The following is a 17,367-nucleotide window of genomic DNA, read 5'->3' as shown; positions in this document are numbered from 1 at the left end:
GATCCGCGGGGCGGATCGCGATGGTGTATCAGGGCGCGAGCTGGGCGACCGTTCGCGGACGCACGATGAGCCAGAGCGACAGCGCAGCGATCACGCCGCACCCGACCATCACCGATGCCATCGTCGTGGGCGAGATGGGCGCCCCGTGGGACAGCCCGCCCACGAGCGGCGAGATGATGCCCGCGACACCGAAGTTCGTGGCTCCGATGATCGACTGCGCGGTTCCCGCGGCATTGCCGTGCCGGTCGAGCGCGAGCACCTGCACGCACGGGAAGGTGAATCCGCACGTCGTCATGAACAGGAACAGCGGCACGACGGTGCCCCACACTCCGAGGTGCAGTTGATCGCCGACGATGATGGCGGCACCGGTCAGCACGAGAGCCGATGTCGAGAACGCCAGCACCCACTGCGGCCCGAACCGGGCGGCGAGCCGGGATGCGGTCTGCACGCCGATCACGAGGCCCACCGAGTTGGCGGCGAACAGCAGGCCGTACTGCTGCGCGTCGAAGCCGTAACTCTGCTGGAAGAGGAACGAGGACGCCGACAGGTAGGAGAACAGCCCGCTGAAGGTCATGCCGCCGATGATCAGCACGCCCACGAAGACGCGGTCGCTGAACACACTCCGGTAGCGCTGCCAGATCGTCGTCGATCCCCGCTCCTGACGGCGAGCGCGCGGGAGGGTCTCGGGGATGAAGACGAGCGCGGACACCAGCATGACGACGCCGTAGATCGCGAGGACGACGAAGATCCCGCGCCACGGCATGACCTGCAGCAGCCAGGAGCCGACGAGCGGAGCCAGAACCGGTGCCACACCGGAGACGAGGGCGAGCCGCGAGAGCATGACCACGAGCCGCCGTCCGCCGAACAGGTCGCGCACGATCGCGGCCGCGACGACACCGCCGGCCGCGGCGCCCGCGCCCATGAGCACACGGGTCACACCCAGGCTCACGAGATCCGGAGCGAAGGCGGCGGCCGCACTCGCCACGATGTGCAGGCCCGTCACGATCAGCAGCGGGATACGCCGCCCCAGCTTGTCGCTGAGCGGTCCGACGACGAGCTGACCCAGCGCGAATCCGATGGTCGTCCCCGTCAGGGTCAACTGGATCATCGCCGCCGTCGTGTCGAAGTCCGCTTCGAGGATCGGGAACGCCGGCAGGTAGAGATCGATCGTGAACGGGCCGAGCGCGGTGAGCGCGCCCAGCAGCACGATGTACAGCACGCGACGCCACGTCGGCATGGCATCGCCGGGGTGCAGCACGATGGGGGCCGTCGCCGGGTTCGAGCCGAGCGTGCGGATGGCGCCCGTCGCCGGGCGGGGCACGCGCACCGAACCGGTGGCGGTGGTCTCGTTGCGGTCGGGAGCAGGGACGTCAGACACAGGGGTACCAGTTCGCAAGAGAGGGTGGCGCCGAGCGGCGGGCCGAGCTCGAAACGATTCGAGCGGCAGATCGATTCTATCCGAGGTCCTCCGACACCGGCCCGGACGACTTTCCAGCCCTTACAAAATGCGTTCGAATACAATTCATCCGGGCCGCCAGCACGGCCCGTGTCCCGCCCTTCCGTGCCCCCACTCACCCGAGGACGTACATCACATGACCCCGACGCCCGACAAGCGCCAGAGCGGCAATCCCGCGACGCAGGCCAAGATCGCCAGCTCCCAGAAGCAGGAGCGCGAGCAGCGCCGTCAGGAGAAGCTGGCCGAGTACCAGCGCCAGCTCGCCAAGCGTCGGCGCAGCAAGCTCGTGTGGTGGGTCGTCGGCTCGGGTGCAGCGGTCGTCGTCGTCGCCCTCGTGGTCGCCTCGATCGTCTTCACGCCGAAGCCGGTCACCTACGGCGCCCAGGACTCGACGGGTGCGGTCATCGAGGGCGTCGAGACCTTCTCGAACACGACGAATCACGTCGAGGGCCCGGTCGAGTACCCGCAGACCCCACCGGCGGGCGGCGAGCACAACCCGATCTGGCTCAACTGCGGGATCTACACCGAGCCCGTCCCGAACGAGAACGCCGTGCACTCGATGGAGCACGGCGCGGTCTGGGTCACCTACGATCCGGCGCGGGTGGGCGACGACGAGCTCGCGACCCTGAAGAGCTACTTCCCGCAGACGTACACGCTGCTCTCGCCGTACGAGGGCCTCGACTCCCCCATCGTGCTGAGCGCATGGAACGCGCAGCTCAAGCTCGACACGGCGGACGACACCCGCATCCCGGAGTTCTTCGAGGAGTACTGGCGCAGCCAGAACGCGCCCGAGCCGAACGCCGTGTGCAGCGGCGGCGTCGACGCCCCCGGCCGTCAGTGACCCGATGACCGAACGCACGGAGCGCCGACCGGTCCGATGGCTCGCCATCGGGCTGGTCGTGCTCGCCGTGATCGCGGTCGGCTTCGCGATCGGGCGCTTCTCGCTCTTCAGCAACGGGCCCGCCGTGCCCAATGCCGCCGACATCGGCTTCGCCCGCGACATGCAGGTGCACCACGACCAGGCCGTCGAGATGGCGATGATCGCCTACCGCGGCACGGACGATGACATCGTGAAGGCGCTCTCGTACGACATCGCCACGGGTCAGGCGTCGCAGAACGGCTGGATGTTCGAGTGGCTCACCGAGTGGGGCGTGCCGCAGCAGGGCACACTCATGAGCTGGATGGGTGACGCCGACGGTCACGGCTCGCACGGAACCGCAGCCGACGCCGACCCGGCCGAGGTACGCGCCTCCATGGGGATGGCCACCGATGCAGAGCTGGCCGAGCTCCGCGGCGCCACCGGCACGGCGCTGGACTGCCAGTTCCTGACGCTCATGATCCGTCACCACGAGGGCGCCATCCCGATGGCCGATGCCGTGCTCGAGCGCGGCAGCATGCCCCGGGTGCTCCAGGTCGCGGAGACGATGAAGACGAACCAGACGGCGGAGATCGACGCGATGCGCGCCTCGCAGGCGCGGCTGGGCTGCTCGGCCGGCTGAGCCAAGCGGCCGCTAGGGTGGTCGCGTGAACCAGCACCGCGTCCGCCGCCCCGTCGCGGTGACCCTCGCGGTCGTGCTGGTCTCCCTCACCGGGGCGTACAACGTCGTGCTCGGCATCCTCGTGCTGCTGAGCCGCTACGACGTCGCCGCCGACGACGTGCTGGCCGTCTCGCTCATCGGCGCGGGCATCATCCTGTTCGGACTTCTGACACTCGCGGTCGCCTCGGGCATCGCGCGAGGCAGTCGGCTCTCCCGGCTGCTCGTGACCGTCTACATCGGCATCCAGCTCACGCTGCATGTGATCACCATCGTCACCAGCGATACCTGGGACGGCCTGCTCTTCGTGCAGATCGCCCTGCAGATCGCCCTCCTCGTCGTCCTGTGGACGCCGCTGGGCTCGCGCTACTTCCGCTCTCGGGACACCGCGCCGGACCCCTTCGCCCCCTGAGAGCGGGCGAGCGAGGCGCGAACGTACCGCACGTGGAACACACGCACGATCTCGATCGCGCCGATGGCGCCGATCACGAAGAGCGTCAGGGCGTACGCGCCCTCGCGGCCGGGATCGACGAGCTGGAAGAACTCGATCGACAACGGCACCGTGAACAGCGTGATCAGCGCGAGGAACATGACCCCGATCACGATCACTTTGAAGCGGTTGAGCGGGCGCGACAGGATGGACAGGATCCAGATGCCGACGACGGCGAGGATGATGGTCGAGCCCGTGCGCAGCTGGTCCTCCCCGACACCGATCGAACGTGCGACGAGCGCGTAGCCGGTGAGCGTGAGCGCCACGATGAGCCCCGACGGCAGGGCGAAGGCGAGTGAGCGCGGCAGGAAGCCCGGGATGTAGCGCCGGGCGTTCGGCATGAGCGCGAGGAAGAACGCGGGGATGCCGATGGTCAGTCCGTCGGTGATGGACAGCTGGCGCGGCAGGAACGGGAACGACAGGACGAGCGTGCCGAACAGGATGGCCAACGCCGTCGCGTAGGCGGTCTTGGTGAGGAACAGCATCGAGACGCGCTCGATGTTCGCGATGACCTGACGCCCCTCGGCAACGACGTCCGGCAGGTGCGAGAACCTGCCGTCCAGCAGCACGAGGCGTGCGACAGCCTTCGTCGCGGCGGCGCCCGAGTTCATCGCGATGCCCATGTCGGCACTCTTGATGGCGAGCGCGTCGTTGACGCCGTCACCCGTCATCGCGACGGTGTGTCCGCGGCTCTGCAGGGCGAGCACCATCGCCTTCTTCTGCTCCGGGGTGACCCGCCCGAACACGGTGTGCGTCTCGAGGACCTCGGCCAGCGCCTCCTGATCCTCGGGGAGCGTCCGCGCGTCGTATCCCTCGGCGACGTCGAGCCCCACCTCGCGGGCGATGGCCGCGACCGTGCGAGGGTTGTCGCCGGAGATGATGCGCACGCCGACGCCCTGCGCGTGGAAGTACGAGAGCGTCTGCGCCGCATCCGCGCGCACGCGCTCCCGGAACGTGACGACCGCGACGGGGCGGAGCGGGGCCGGGAGCCGTTCCTCCGCCACGTCTCGGTCATCGAGTTCGACCGGCGCCTGCGCCAGTACCAGCGTGCGCAGTCCCCGCGAGGCGAGTCCGGTCACGAGCCCGCCGAGGACGGATGCGGTATCGGTCGCCTCCTCGGGGAACACCATCTCGGGAGCGCCGAGCACCCAGGTCGCCCCCGCCAGCGAGACCGCGCTCCACTTGCGGGCGGACGAGAACCCGATCCGCGCGGTCGGCGGGGTGTCCGGCGCGTTCGGATACGGCTCGCGCAGACACCGCGCCGTCGCGTTGGCATCGGGGGCCGCGCCGTACCACGCGAGCGCGCTCTCCCAATCCCCTGCCGCATCCGGCAGCGGATGCGCCGCGTCGAAGGTGATCTCCCCCTCGGTCAGCGTGCCGGTCTTGTCGAGACAGATGACGTCGACCCTGGCGAGACCCTCCACGGCCGGCAACTCGTTCACGAGCACCTGCTTGGCGGCGAGCTTCGCCGCCCCCACCGCGAAGGCGATGGAGGTCATGAGCACGAGACCCAGCGGGATCATCGCCGTGAGCGAGGCGATGGTGTTGACGACCGCCTGCTCCCAGCGCCCCTCGGAGAAGATCACCGTCCAGCCGCCCGCGACCATGACCTGCGCGTTGAGCACGAGCAGCCCGATCGGTCCGATCCCCCAGCTCACCCACCTCAGCACGCGGTCGATGCTCGTGCGGAGCTCGCTGCGCACCATCGAGAAGCGCTTGGCCTCGGATTGGAAGCGATTGGCGTACGAATCGGCCCCGACCTTGTCGACCCGCGCATCGCCCTCGCCGCCCACGACGATCGACCCCGAAAGCACCTCGTCGCCGGGGCGCTTGTCCACCGCATCCGATTCGCCGGTCAGCATCGACTCGTCGACCTGCAGCGCCACGGAGCGCTCCAGCACCGCATCCGCAGAGATCTGATCGCCCGCACGCAGAACCATCACGTCGCCGAGCACGACCTCCGCCGGCGCGATCTCCACCTCGCGACCCGCTCGTCGCACGCGGGCCCGCGGCGCGTTCAGCAGGGCGAGACGATCGAGGGCGAGCTTGGCACGGAACTCCTGCACCGTGCCGATGATCGCATTGGCGAAGGCGGCGAGGCCGAACAGGGCGTCCTGCCACCGCCCCACCAGCAGCAGCACGAGGAAGCACGCCCCGACGATGCCGTTGAAAAGGGTGAAAACGTTGGCGCGCACGATGTTCCAGACGCTGCGCGACGTGTCGGGATCGACCGAGTTGCCGAGACCCGCGGCGAGACGTCGTGCAGCCTCCTCCGCGTCGAGCCCGGTGTCCGGGTCGGCGATCGACAGTGCCTGCTCGGATGGGCCCGCCCCCTGGTGCATGCGCTCACCCTATCCGCCTGCCGCGTGAACGCAGCAGGGGGCCGCATCCTCGCGGATGCGGCCCCCTGATCTGCGTCTCGCGCGGGGCGTCAGCCCTTCGTCGCGCCGGCCAGCAGCCCGCGCACGAAGAACCGCTGCAGGGCGAAGAACACGATCAACGGGACGATGATCGAGATGAACGTACCGGCCGACTGGAGATACCAGCGGTCGCCCCACGACCCGGACAGCGAGTTCAACGTCTGCGTCAACGGCAGCGATGAGCTCGGCGCGAAGATCGTGGCCACCAGCAGGTCGTTCCACACCCACAGGAACTGGAAGATCGCGAACGACGCGATCGCCGGCATCGCCAGGGGCAGGATCATCCGGAAGAAGATCTGCCCGTGACCGGCGCCGTCGACGCGTGCCGCCTCGATCACCTCGCTCGGGATCTCCGAGATGAAGTTGTGCAGGAGGAAGATCGCCAGCGGCATGGCGAAGATCGCGTGCGCGATCCACACCGTCGCGAAGCTGTGCTCCACCCCGCGCAGCTCGAACCCGGGGAAGACCGCGACACCGTTGATCTCGAGACCGCGCGAGAACAGGCTGAGCAGCGGCACGAGGGCCATCTGGATCGGCACGATCTGCAGCGCGAAGACGAAGATGAACAGGCCGTTCTTGCCCTTGAAGTCGATCCAGGCGAACGCGTACGCCGCCAGCGACGCCAGCGCGATCGGGATGGCGGTCGCGGGGATGGCGATGGCGAGCGAGTTGAGGAACGACTCCCCCAGCGTCAACGCGGTACCACCAGAGGTGAGCGCGTCGAAGTAGTTGTCGAGCGTGAACGCGGGATCGACGAAGACCGTCCACCATCCGCTCGTCTGGGAGTCGGCACCGGGGCGGAACGAGGTGACGAAGAGGCTGAAGGTCGGGATGGTCCAGAAGATCGCGATGATGATCGCGATCAGCGTGGCCGTCTTCGACGTCATCCGCTTCTGCGCCGTCTTCTCGTTGCGGCGCGTGTCGCGCGCGACCTTGCGCGCAGCCTTGGCGTCGAACGCCGGCGTGGTCGGGGCGGCGGCGCTCATCGGATCTCCTTCTGCTTGCGCATCTGACGCGCGTTGTAGATGATCAGCGGCAGCACGAAGAGGAAGAGCACGACGGCCAGCGCCGAGGAGTGCCCGTAGCTCTGGAACCGCTGCTGCTGGTTCACCATCTCGAAGCCCAGCACCGAGGTGTTCGACCGGCCGCCGGTCATGACGGCGACGATGTCGTAGACCTTCAGCGAAGCGATCGTGATGGTCGTGAGCACGACGATCAGCGAGGAACGGATGCCGGGAACGGTCACGTTCGTGAACCGCTGCCAGGCCGACGCACCGTCGAGCTGCGCGGCCTCCAGCTGCTCCGTCGGGATGGCCTTGATGGCGGCGGAGAGGATGACCATCGCGAAGCCGGTCTGGGTCCAGACGAACACGGCCAGCAGCGCGAAGGTGTTGACGAGCGGCTGCGCGTCCAGCCAGCCGACGGGCTGTCCGCCGAACATGGTCACGATCGCGTTGAGCAGACCGATCTGCTCGCCCTGGCGGTAGTCGTAGACGAACTTCCAGATGATGCCGGCGCCGACGAACGAGATCGCGACGGGCATGAACACGAGCACCTTGAGGATCTTCTCTCCGCGCGCACGGTCGATGAACGCGGCGTAGGCGAGGCCGATGATCGTCGACAGCGTCGGGGCGAACAGGGCCCAGATGATCGTGTTGATGACCGACCAGAAGCCCTCGGGGTTCGTGAAGGTCCAGATGTAGTTCTCGAGACCGACGAAGTTGTCGCCCGACTTGTCGAAGAACGACTGGAAGAAGGTCGAGATCGCCGGGTAGATGAGTCCCAGCAGGAGCAGAAGCATCGCCGGCGCCAGGAAGACGACCAGCTGGAACACGTATCCCGCCCCTTCGCGGGATCGATAGTCGGCGAAGAAGAGCAGGGCTCCCACGCCCAGCGCGATGGCGAGGACGTAGACGAGCGCGTTCTGGTAGGGGCGCAGCAGCATGAAGGCGAGCAGCGGAATCGCGAAGCACGCGACGACGCGCAGCCACATGTAGCCGCGACCGCGTCGGGGCGCGAACTCGATGAGCAGCAGCACGAGTCCGACCACGGCGCCGAACACGATCAGCACGATGGGGATCTGAACGATGGGGTTCAGCCCACCGAGCCAGATGAAGAAGCTGTTGAGCGAGAAACCGAGCGAAGTCGGCGGCGCGTCGTCAACCTGTGGGCTCAGCCACAGCAGAAGCGCGGCGATGACGACGAGAGCCGCGGCGGCGATGGCGATGATCGTCGCGATCTTGCGCGCGCGGGGCGATTTCGGAGGCTGGAGCTCGTCATGGAAGACGAGCGGCTCCGTCGTTTTCGTCTGGGACATCTGGGTCCTTGTCCTCCGGGCGGCTGCCCGCGGGCGGGGCCGCGGGGCCGCCCGGCATCAGAGCCGGACGACCCCGCGGTCGCGAGCGAGCCGACGGGATTAGTTGTCGTATCCCGCCTGGATGTCGCTGAGAACCTGGTCGAGCGGACGGCCGTCGATCCAGTTGACCATGCCCTTCCAGAACGAGCCCTGACCCACCGTGGCCGGCATCAGGTCGGAGGCGTCGAAGCGGACGACCGTGGACGGGTCCTGCAGCGTCTTCATGGCGTCGGTCAGGAACTCGCTGGAGGCGAGCGACGGGTCGGCGCCCTTGTTGGCGGAGATGACGCCGCCGAGCTTGACGCGAGCGTCCGCGAACTCCGGGGTCGACATGTACTCCACGACCTTCTGGACGGCCTCGTCATCGCTGAACGCGGTCACGAACTCGCCACCGGCCTCGACGTACTGCTCGCCGTCGGCGGTGATGCCGGGCAGCAGGAACGCGTAGACGTCACCGTCGGGGGCGACGGTGGGCGTGGCGCCCGAGGCGGTCTTGGCCTCGAGGAAGTTCGCCGACAGGAACGACGCCTGGTGCGTCAGAGCGCAACGACCGTCGGCGACCGCAGCCGCGACGTCACCGAAAGCGGTGGAGTTGATGCTCTTGACGTCGCCGTAGCCCGCGTTGACGTAGTCCGGGTTCAGCAAGATCGTGCCGACGGCCTCGAAGGCCTCCTTGATCTGCGGATCGGTGAACTTGACCTCGTTGTCGACCCACTGGTCGTAGACGTCGGCACCGGACTGGCGCAGCACGAGGTCCTCGATCCAGTCCGTGCCCGGCCAACCGGATGCGGCGTCGGACGCGAAGCCCGCGCACCACGGAGCGGCGCCGGTCTTGTCACGGATGGTCTGGGTGAGCGTCAGCAGGTCGTCCCACGTCTTGGGAACCTCGACACCCCACTCCTTGAAGCTGGCGGGCGAGTACCAGACGTAGCCCTTGACGTTGCCGAGCATCGGCGCCGCGTAGAAGGTGCCGTCGAGGCTGCCGTAGTTCTTCCAGTCTGCGGACCAGTACTCGTCGACGTTCTTGGAGACGGCGTCGGAGCCCTCCTTGACCTCACCGGTCTCGATGAGGGACTTGAGCAGACCCGGCTGCGGGACGATCGCGATGTCGGGGGCCGAGCCGCCCGTCACCTTCGTCACGATGTTGCCCTCGAAGCTCTTGTCACCCGTGTAGACGACCTTGATGCCGGTGTCGGCGGTGAACTGCTCGAAGGACTTGTTGAGCGCATCCGCCTCTCCACCGGTGATACCGCCGGCGATCTGGACCGTCGCGCCCTCGACCGAGCCGCCGCCCTGGGACGAACTGGTCTCGGCACAGCCTGCGAGCGCAAGGCCGGCGACTCCCAACAGAGCCATCGGGACGAGCACCCGACGTCGCTGTGACCTGGTCATGTGATTCCTCCTCTTTGAGCACGCAGGAGCATCTTGCCCCGCGTATCGGCTTCACTCAGGAACCGATTCCACGCCACCGTAATCCAATCCCGCATCTGACACAACAGCGAACCATCACAACTCGATAACCTGCTATGGGAGCGCTCCCGCGAGGGCTCAACGGGGCCTTGGGAGCGCTCCCGCGGCTCTTTAGCTATGTGGAACCGGTTCCCTATCGCCGGGGAAATCGCCTACCATGTGGAGCGTCCCCACATCACCCGTCGAGGAAGAGGGTGTTCCCATGAGCGGAATCGCCGACGTCGCGCGTCAGGCCGGTGTTTCCAAGTCCACGGCGTCACGCGCGCTCAGCGGTTCGGGCTACGTCTCCCAGGAGACGAGAGACCGGGTCACTCGTGCGGCCGAGATGCTGGGGTACGTCCCGTCGACCAACGCGCAGAGCCTGTCGACCGGGCGCACCCAGAACATCGGCGTGGTCATGCCCTACGTCAACCGGTGGTTCTTCGCCGAGGTGCTGGAGGGTATCCAGGCCGCGCTTCTCGAGAGAGGGCTGGATCTGACGCTCTACGACGCCAAACCGGGCAGTGACACACGCGAGCGCATCTTCGAGAGCTTCCTGACGCGCAAGCGATTCGACGGCCTGATCGCCGTCGGGCTGGAGCCCGAGGAGGACGAGCTGGACAGCATGCTCGCCCTCGGCAAACCCGTCGTGAGCGTGGTCGGCAACCACGAGCGCACCAGTGTCGTCACCCTCGACGATGCGCTGACCGCCCGGCGCGCTACCGAGCACCTGATCGAGCTCGGACACCGCCGCATCGCCTTCCTCGGTGCGGGCTCGCGCACCCGCTGGCCGCACGTGGAGTCGTCGCGACTCGACGGCTACATGCAGTCGATGGCGGATGCGGGGTTGTCGGAAGAGGCCACCCACACCGAATCGGAGCTGACGCTGCCCGCCGGCTACGACGCCGCGGTCGAATTGCTCAGCGACGCGCGCACACGCCCCACCGCGATCGTCGCCGCCTGTGACGAGGTCGCCATCGGTGCCATCATCGCGGCGAGGCGCCTCGGCCTGCACGTTCCCGCGGCGCTGAGCGTGGTCGGCATCGACGACCACGAGTTCGCCGAGATGTTCGCGCTGACCACCTTCCGCCAGGTCCCGCGCGAACAGGGCGAAGCGGCCGTCGAACTGCTCATGCGGCAGATCCAAGACCCGACCCTCGCTCCCGTCATCCAGCGCCTCAAGCCGCGTCTGATCGTGCGCAGCTCCACCGGTCCGCTGCGCTCTGATCGCGCCACGGCCGACGCGACGGTGTGAACGAGGGCGCCGGCGCCGAAGCGCCGACGCCCTCGCGTCATCCGTCGTCGATCAGTTGCGTCGACGCAACGGCACCGCGCGTCCGACGATGCCGAGCGCGAGCAGCAGCGAGGCGGCGAGCAGCGCACCCGCGATCCACTGCGTCTGCGCACCGGTGGCGGCCAGCGAGCCCGATCTGGGCGCGATGGACACCGCCTGCCAGCCGATGACCTGGCCGTTCGCGTCGAGCACGACGAGCCGGTGGTCACCCGTGAGATCGGCCGGCAGGGTCACCGTGACATTGCCCGCCGCATCGACCTGGTGCCATCCACCGAGCTGACGCGGGGTCGAGTACAGCCAGACCGTCACCCAGTCGCCCGCGTACTGCGTGCCGACGTGGATCGTGATCGTGGCTCCGGCGCGCAGCTCGCCCGCGATGACCTTGATGAGGTCCTGCAGCGCGGGCACGAGCTGGCTCGGATCCGCGGGCTGCGGCGTCGTGGTCGGCGGGATGTCGGACGCCACCTTCAGCGGCAGACGGAGTTCCGTACCCGTCTGCGGGGCCTGGAGGACGATCGTGCTGTCGGCCGGCGCATCGGCAGGCACCGTGAAGGCAACCGTCGCCGCTCCGCCCGTGACGGTGACCGGATCGAGGACGGCCGTGCTGCCCTCGATGCTCACCAGCAGGGAGGTCGTCTCCGGGCTTCCGAGCGAGGTGAGGTTCAGCCCGCCCACCTGGAACGAGACCTGCGCGCCCGGCGCGACGGATGCGGGGAGCCCCGTCACCTCGACGCTGCGGGAGGCGTAGCTCGGCGAGACCGGGCTGTTCGCCGTCAGGTACGAGATCCACGCATCCCGGTCGATGAGCCCGGAGTCGCGCGTGTCGGTTCCCTCCGCGAAGGTGCGGAAGTTGTCGCCGCCCTGCAGGAGGAAGTTGAACGAGCCGATCCGGTACTGGCCGGCGGGATCGATCGGCTCGCCGTCGATCCAGACGCCCGTGATGTGGGATCCCTGCGCCGCATCCGCGTCGTAGGTGTAGGTCACGTTCTTCGAGAGACCGAGCGCCAGGTACGGACGTGACGGGATGGAGCCGTCCGCGTTCGTCTGCCACTGTTCCTCGAGCACCTGCGTGAACTGCTCGCCCGTGAGGGTCGTCGTCCAGAGGTTGTTCACGAACGGCAGGACCGCGTTCGCCTCGGCGAACGTGATCACGCCGTCGTCGCCGCGCAGCAGCTCGGCGCGAAGGCCACCGGGGTTCACCACGCCGATCTCGGCGCCGCCGCGAAGCGGATCGGACAGCGTCGCCACGAGCGAGTCGGCGACGAGATTGCCGAGCGTCGACTGCGCTGCGCGGTTGTCACGTGTGCCCCCGGCGTAGACGCCACCCGTGTACGCACCGCCCGTGAAGGCCGTCGTGATGTCCGCCGTGACGCTTCCGACCGGGACACTGCCCTTCTCGGCGGCGTAGGCGAGCGCCGCGTCGACGATCTGCTTGACCGCCGCGACGCGCGGATACTGAGCCGCCAGTTCGGCGTTCAGAGCCGCGCTCTGCGCCGCGTCGTTGGCGGTGGTGCCGTCGTTCTCGATCGCGATGCGCGGCACGTTCCGCTGCGTGTGCGCGAGCACATCTCCCGTTTCCGCATCCACCGTCAGACGCACCTGACCGATGTTCTCGCCGTAGTTGCCCGTCTGCACCACCGGACGCGTGCGGTCCGTGCCCGGGATGGAGGCGTCCCACGCGTACAGCTTGTGGGTGTGACCGGTGAAGATCGCGTCGACCGCGGCCGAGGTGTTGGTGACGATGTCGGCGAACGCCTTGCCGTCCTTCAGCTCCTCCTCCAGCGTCGACTTCTCCGTGACGCCGGCTGCAGCGCCCTCGTGGTACTCGGCGATGATGACGTCCGCCTCACCGTTGGACGGGTCGCCGTCGGTCAGCTGCGCCGCCACTCGGTTCACGGCCTCGACGGGATCACCGAAGTCGACCGTGGCCACCCCGCCGGGCGACACGAGCGTGGGAGTCTCCTCCGTCACGGCGCCGATCACGGCGACCGTCAGCCCCTGCACCTCGAACGTCGCATACTCCTGCAGCGCCGGCGTGGTGGTTCCCTTGTTGTAGACGTTCGCTCCGAGGTACGGGAACGCCGCCTGATCCTTGACACGTCCTTCGAGATCCTCGAGACCCTTGTCGAACTCGTGGTTGCCGACCGCCGAGGCGCTCAGCTCCAGCGCGTTCAAAACGTCCAAGGTCGGCTTGTCGTCGGCCACCGACGAGGCGAACAGGGAGGCTCCGATGTTGTCGCCGTCGGAGAGGAACAGCGTGTTCTCCTCGCCGCCCTCCGCCCGCAACCGCTCGATGGTGCCCGCGAACTTGACCGTGTTGTCGTCGATGCGACCGTGGAAGTCGTTGATGTTCAGCAGGTTCAGCTCGACCGTCGGGCGCCACGTGATGCCCACCACGACCGGGTCGTGGTCGCTGGAGCGGTAGGGCGACACCTCGTAGAAGTTCGTCGCGTTGTAGTTGTACCGGCTGTACTCGAGCGCGATCGACTCCCCCGCGTTGATGTTCCACACGTCGACGCCGGTGACCATCTTGGCGGCGGCAGGCGAGGCGAGCACGTGATCGAGCGAGCCGCTCGCACCGTCGAAGGAGTACGTGTGCTTGCCCGTGCGGGATCCGAGATCGGTGTACCCGGCCGCGTAGAAGACCTGCATGGGGTCTTCCTGCGTGTACGAGTTGAAGTCGCCGAGCAGGAACACGCGGTCGGTCCCGGCAGCCGCCTTCCGCTCGTCGGCGAAGTCAACGAGCGCCTGCGCCTGGCGCATCCGGTCGCCGTTGTAGGCGCCCTGCGGCCCGTTGGCGTTGTCGCCCGTGGCCGGGTTGTCGCGGTCGTCGCCCTTCGACTTGAAGTGGTTCACGATCGCCAGGAAGGCGGCATCCGTCTCACCCTTGGGGGCGAACGCCTGAGCGAGCGGGCGTCGCGCGTTGACGAACGCGGCATCGAGGTCGATGACGGAGTCGCCGACCGGCGATACCGCATCCGCCTTGTAGATGAACGCGGTGCGGATGACGTCCTCACCGGCGGGCACCTGGCTGGGCGAGGGCACGTAGGCCCACTCGTCCGCGCCGAGATCGGCGTTCAGGGCGTCGACGAGGCTCGACAGCGCGGTGTCGCGGTTCTTGCCGAACGCCGCCGAGTTCTCGATCTCCTCGAGCGAGACGACCTCGGTGCCGAGGTTGTTGATCGCGTCGACGATCTTGTCCTGCTGACGCTTCAGGCTGACGTCGGTCGCGGCGCCGCGCGGGCCGTTGTTCGGGCACTGGTTCGCCGTGATGGGGGTGCCGTCTCGATCCGTGTAGACCGACGTGCAGCCCACCTCTGCGGCGGTCGTCGTGAAGTAGTTCAGCACGTTGAAGCTGGCAATCGAGATGTCGCCGCCGACCGCGTCGGGTGCGGATGCTGCGCGCGCCGACCCGATGGTGACGGGCAGCGGGTCGCCGGCCTCGAGCTGCGTGGTCGGCTGAACCTTCCAGGCGCCGTTGCGGTAGTCCAGGATCACCGGCTGCGTGAACGACACCGCGCCGCCCACCGTGACATCGACGTCGGTCAGGTACGGCAGCGGGATCGCCTTGTTCGTCGAACCGCCGAGGAAGTTGATCGACGCGCCGTCGTCGAGCACGACACCGCGCGCGGCGTTGTCGGCGACGGCGTCCGTGTACTCCTGGGTGCCCACACGCGCGACATCCGTCGGTGTGATGAGCGGCTTCTCGCCCGAGGCGAGCCCGATCTCGGCGTACTGGTTCGTCGTGTACGTGTTGCTCACCGTGAACCGGCCCTGGGGAGCGACGAGCATGCTCTCGAACTTCTCGCGGTCCGCCGGCGCGATCGGCCAGGAGAGGGGCACCGGCGTCACCGCCGCGACCTGCTCGTCGATCGTGGTGACCGAGCCCGCCGAGACGTTGAGCTGTGTGAGGGTCTGGGCGTCGCCCGCGACGCTCGAGTACTCGCCGGCCACGCCGGTCACCTCGACGTAGGCGCCCATCGGGGCCTTCGCGGCGAGGGCCGCTCCCGCCTGTCCGGATCCTCCGTAGACGAAGACGGCGTCGGATGCGGCGTGCGAAGCATCCACCGCGCCGCCGGTGCCGGGAGTCTGGATGGTGAAGCCGTTGAAGCCGCCCTCCGCGTAGGCGCCGGTCACGATGCCGCGCGTGGTGACCGTCTGGCCCAGCAGAGGCGTCGCGCCGCCGGTGCCCTGGATCTCGGCGATCGTCCTGGTCGCGGGGGTTCCGGGGTCGGTGCCGGGATCCGGGTCCGTGCCGGGATCGGGGTCGGTGCCCGGGTCGGGGTCGATACCCGAGGTCGCGGATGCCTGCGGCGTGATCTGCGCGGGGTGGCTGAAGTCTCCCGCGTTGTTGTCCGTGTCGACGAAGTTCGTGCGGGCGAGCGAGTTGGGGACGCTGTTCGCACCGGTGACCGGGACCACGCTCGTCTCGAACGTCTTGGATGCACCGTAGCCGAGAAGATCGACGACGTGCTGCTGCCCCACGACGGATCCGGTGGGAAGCGTGAGCGCCTGCGTGGTGTCCGCGAGGTAGAGCGTGCCCGTCGTGCCGGAGGCGTTGAAGCCCTTGTCGAACGACAGGTCCGGGGTGACGGGGAGCGCGGCGCCCACGGCGCCGTTGCCGTTCCATGCGATCAGGTAGTAGTCATCGGGCTCGATGACGCCGCTCAGCGGCTCGGTGACCGAAGGGCCCCCCGTTCCGTCGGCGGAACGGTATTGGAGCGACCAGCCCTCCAGGCTCTGCGCGGTGTCGCCGGCGTTGTACAGCTCGACGAACTTCTTGTTGAACGGAGCGTTGGCACTTCCGCCCTTGAGGTACACCTCGTTGATGACGACATCGGCGGGTTCGGCGGCGACGGCGACGGCGGGCACGAACATGCCCGCGACGACCGCGGTTCCGATCCCGAAGGCGAGCGCTGCGAACGGTCGCCTCGGCTGGGAGGGGGACATGGATCTCCTGAGTTTCTGCTGGGGGACACCAGGAGACTACGAAGAGAGACCCCTTCCGCGGCTTACGAGAAGATGACGGTTCGATGAGATTGCTCTCATCCGAACGTGCTACGCGCGGACGCACGAAGGCCCCGGATGCGGCGAACCGCGTCCGGGGCCTTCGTGAAGAAGGTGAGGACCTTACTTGAGGGTGACCGTCGCGCCGGCCTCTTCGAGAGCGGCCTTCGCCTTGTCGGCGGTCTCCTTGTTGGCGCCTTCGAGAACGGGCTTGGGAGCGCCGTCCACGAGAGCCTTGGCCTCGCCGAGGCCCAGCGAGGTGAGCTCGCGGACCGTCTTGATGACCTGGATCTTCTTGTCGCCGGCAGCCTCGAGGATGACGTCGAAGGAGTCCTTCTCCTCGACCTCTTCCGCGCCACCAGCAGCACCCGCAGCGCCGGCAACGGCGACGGGGGCGGCAGCGGTGACGTCGAACTTCTCCTCGAACGCCTTCACGAACTCGCTGAGCTCGACGAGGGTCAGGCCGGCAAACTGCTCGAGCAGCTCCTCAGTGGTGAGCTTCGCCATGATGTATCTCCTAGATAGGTGGGGGTGTGTGGGAAAGAGCTCGCCGGACGCTTACGCGGCCTCGGCGGTCTCCAGCTTTTCGCGAAGCGCGTCGATGGTGGCAGCAGCCTTGCCCATCGTCGCCTTCATCATGCCCGCGGCCTTCGCCAGCAGAACCTCACGGCTCTCCAGGGAGGCGTACTTGTTGACCTCGTCGGCACTCAGGGCGTTGCCCTCGAAGATGCCGCCCTTGATCACGAGAAGCGGGTTGGCCTTGGCGAAGTCACGCAGAGCCTTGGCAGTGGCGACGAAGTCACCGTGCACGAACGCCACGGCCGAGGGACCCTTGAGGTCCTCGTCCAGCGCCGTGATCCCCGCGTTGTTCGCGGCGATCTTGGTCAGCGTGTTCTTCACCACGGCGTAGCTCGCGTCCTGACGGATGCTGTTGCGCAGCTGCTTCAGCTGGGCAACCGTCAGACCGCGGTACTCGGTCAGCAGAACGGCGGTCGAGTCCTCGAAGTTCTTCGTGAGCTCGGCGACCGATGCATCCTTCTGCGCCATGGTCACTCCTTGATGTGAACGTGACACCCCGCGGTGGCGGAGCGTCGGCCTGGACCACCCGCACATGACAAAAGCTCCGGCGCAAGCGCACGGAGCTCGATTCCCGAAGGAGGAAGTTCAGTGTCACCTGCGCGGGCCCCTGCGTGGCAGAGCTTCGATCGCGTCACGTTTGCACGCACAGCGATGACCGGCGGTCTTTGGCTTGTCACCAAGACTACGCCACATCGCCCGCCGCCCCAAATCCCCCCCCCCCGGACAGCGCAGCCCCCGCCCGGATCATCCGGGCGGGGGCTGCCTCAGTGCCGACGTTCTC

12 protein-coding genes are annotated in these 17,367 nt (G+C 68.0%); 4 read left to right on the top strand and 8 right to left on the bottom strand.

Annotation, left to right across the window (positions count from 1 at the left end; translation table 11 throughout):
- Positions 1-28: 28 nt before the first annotated feature.
- Complete coding sequence (locus QE377_RS11595) at positions 29-1,378, bottom strand: multidrug effflux MFS transporter (protein WP_307323227.1); 1,350 nt, start codon at positions 1,376-1,378, stop codon at positions 29-31.
- 214 nt (positions 1,379-1,592) lie between these two features.
- Between QE377_RS11595 and QE377_RS11590 the strand changes: the two genes are divergently transcribed.
- Genes QE377_RS11590 through QE377_RS11580 form a run of 3 tightly spaced genes read left to right on the top strand, consistent with a single transcriptional unit; the run spans position 1,593 to position 3,403 of the window.
- Entirely contained in the window at positions 1,593-2,297 is a 705-nt protein-coding gene (locus tag QE377_RS11590; RefSeq protein ID WP_307323225.1) for a DUF3105 domain-containing protein, read from the top strand.
- Positions 2,298-2,301: 4 nt separating this feature from the next.
- The gene (locus tag QE377_RS11585; protein WP_307323223.1) at positions 2,302-2,955 is read left to right on the top strand and encodes a DUF305 domain-containing protein; all 654 of its coding nucleotides are present in this window, start codon (positions 2,302-2,304) and stop codon (positions 2,953-2,955) included.
- A gap of 25 nt (positions 2,956-2,980) precedes the next feature.
- On the top strand, positions 2,981-3,403 hold the full coding sequence (locus QE377_RS11580; protein WP_307323222.1) for a hypothetical protein: 423 nt from the start codon (positions 2,981-2,983) through the stop codon (positions 3,401-3,403).
- Here QE377_RS11580 and QE377_RS11575 read toward each other — a convergent pair.
- From QE377_RS11575 to QE377_RS11560, 4 genes are all read right to left on the bottom strand, one after another.
- A complete protein-coding gene (locus tag QE377_RS11575) occupies positions 3,358-5,823 on the bottom strand; it encodes an HAD-IC family P-type ATPase (RefSeq protein ID WP_307323220.1) in 2,466 nt (821 codons plus the stop codon). The two genes, QE377_RS11580 and QE377_RS11575, sit on opposite strands and share 46 nt — an antisense overlap.
- A gap of 89 nt (positions 5,824-5,912) precedes the next feature.
- The gene (locus QE377_RS11570) at positions 5,913-6,887 is read right to left on the bottom strand and encodes a carbohydrate ABC transporter permease (RefSeq protein WP_137417799.1); all 975 of its coding nucleotides are present in this window, start codon (positions 6,885-6,887) and stop codon (positions 5,913-5,915) included.
- The gene (locus tag QE377_RS11565) at positions 6,884-8,218 is read right to left on the bottom strand and encodes a carbohydrate ABC transporter permease (RefSeq protein ID WP_307323217.1); all 1,335 of its coding nucleotides are present in this window, start codon (positions 8,216-8,218) and stop codon (positions 6,884-6,886) included. Before QE377_RS11565 ends, QE377_RS11570 begins: the two co-directional genes overlap by 4 nt.
- Positions 8,219-8,317: 99 nt before the next feature.
- Complete coding sequence (locus tag QE377_RS11560) at positions 8,318-9,649, bottom strand: ABC transporter substrate-binding protein (protein ID WP_307323215.1); 1,332 nt, start codon at positions 9,647-9,649, stop codon at positions 8,318-8,320.
- 280 nt (positions 9,650-9,929) lie between these two features.
- On the opposite strand from QE377_RS11560, the gene QE377_RS11555 reads away from it, so the two are divergent.
- The gene (locus tag QE377_RS11555; protein WP_307323213.1) at positions 9,930-10,961 is read left to right on the top strand and encodes a LacI family DNA-binding transcriptional regulator; all 1,032 of its coding nucleotides are present in this window, start codon (positions 9,930-9,932) and stop codon (positions 10,959-10,961) included.
- 51 nt (positions 10,962-11,012) lie between these two features.
- Here QE377_RS11555 and QE377_RS11550 read toward each other — a convergent pair whose 3' ends face one another.
- From QE377_RS11550 to rplJ, 3 genes are all read right to left on the bottom strand, one after another.
- On the bottom strand, positions 11,013-15,950 hold the full coding sequence (locus QE377_RS11550; protein WP_307323211.1) for an ExeM/NucH family extracellular endonuclease: 4,938 nt from the start codon (positions 15,948-15,950) through the stop codon (positions 11,013-11,015).
- 180 nt (positions 15,951-16,130) lie between these two features.
- Positions 16,131-16,514: a 50S ribosomal protein L7/L12 gene (rplL, locus tag QE377_RS11545; RefSeq protein ID WP_137417804.1), complete on the bottom strand. Its 384-nt coding sequence runs from the start codon at positions 16,512-16,514 to the stop codon at positions 16,131-16,133.
- 51 nt (positions 16,515-16,565) lie between these two features.
- Positions 16,566-17,054 carry a 50S ribosomal protein L10 gene (gene rplJ / locus QE377_RS11540; RefSeq protein ID WP_137417805.1) on the bottom strand — a complete coding sequence of 163 codons (489 nt, stop codon included), beginning with the start codon at positions 17,052-17,054 and terminating at the stop codon, positions 16,566-16,568.
- Positions 17,055-17,367: the final 313 nt, after the last annotated feature.

The sequence above is a fragment of the Microbacterium sp. SORGH_AS_0862 genome (assembly GCF_030818795.1).
Lineage (GTDB): Bacteria > Actinomycetota > Actinomycetes > Actinomycetales > Microbacteriaceae > Microbacterium.
This window is presented reverse-complemented; position numbering and strand designations above follow the sequence as displayed.

Coding starts and splice junctions, on each gene's coding strand:
- QE377_RS11565 (WP_307323217.1), bottom strand. CDS start 8,218: ATGTCCCAGACGAAAACGACGGAGCCGCTCGTCTTCCATGACGAGCTC.
- QE377_RS11585 (WP_307323223.1), top strand. CDS start 2,302: ATGACCGAACGCACGGAGCGCCGACCGGTCCGATGGCTCGCCATCGGG.
- QE377_RS11575 (WP_307323220.1), bottom strand. CDS start 5,823: ATGCACCAGGGGGCGGGCCCATCCGAGCAGGCACTGTCGATCGCCGAC.
- QE377_RS11555 (WP_307323213.1), top strand. CDS start 9,930: ATGAGCGGAATCGCCGACGTCGCGCGTCAGGCCGGTGTTTCCAAGTCC.
- QE377_RS11570 (WP_137417799.1), bottom strand. CDS start 6,887: ATGAGCGCCGCCGCCCCGACCACGCCGGCGTTCGACGCCAAGGCTGCG.
- QE377_RS11560 (WP_307323215.1), bottom strand. CDS start 9,649: ATGACCAGGTCACAGCGACGTCGGGTGCTCGTCCCGATGGCTCTGTTG.
- rplL (WP_137417804.1), bottom strand. CDS start 16,514: ATGGCGAAGCTCACCACTGAGGAGCTGCTCGAGCAGTTTGCCGGCCTG.
- QE377_RS11590 (WP_307323225.1), top strand. CDS start 1,593: ATGACCCCGACGCCCGACAAGCGCCAGAGCGGCAATCCCGCGACGCAG.
- rplJ (WP_137417805.1), bottom strand. CDS start 17,054: ATGGCGCAGAAGGATGCATCGGTCGCCGAGCTCACGAAGAACTTCGAG.
- QE377_RS11550 (WP_307323211.1), bottom strand. CDS start 15,950: ATGTCCCCCTCCCAGCCGAGGCGACCGTTCGCAGCGCTCGCCTTCGGG.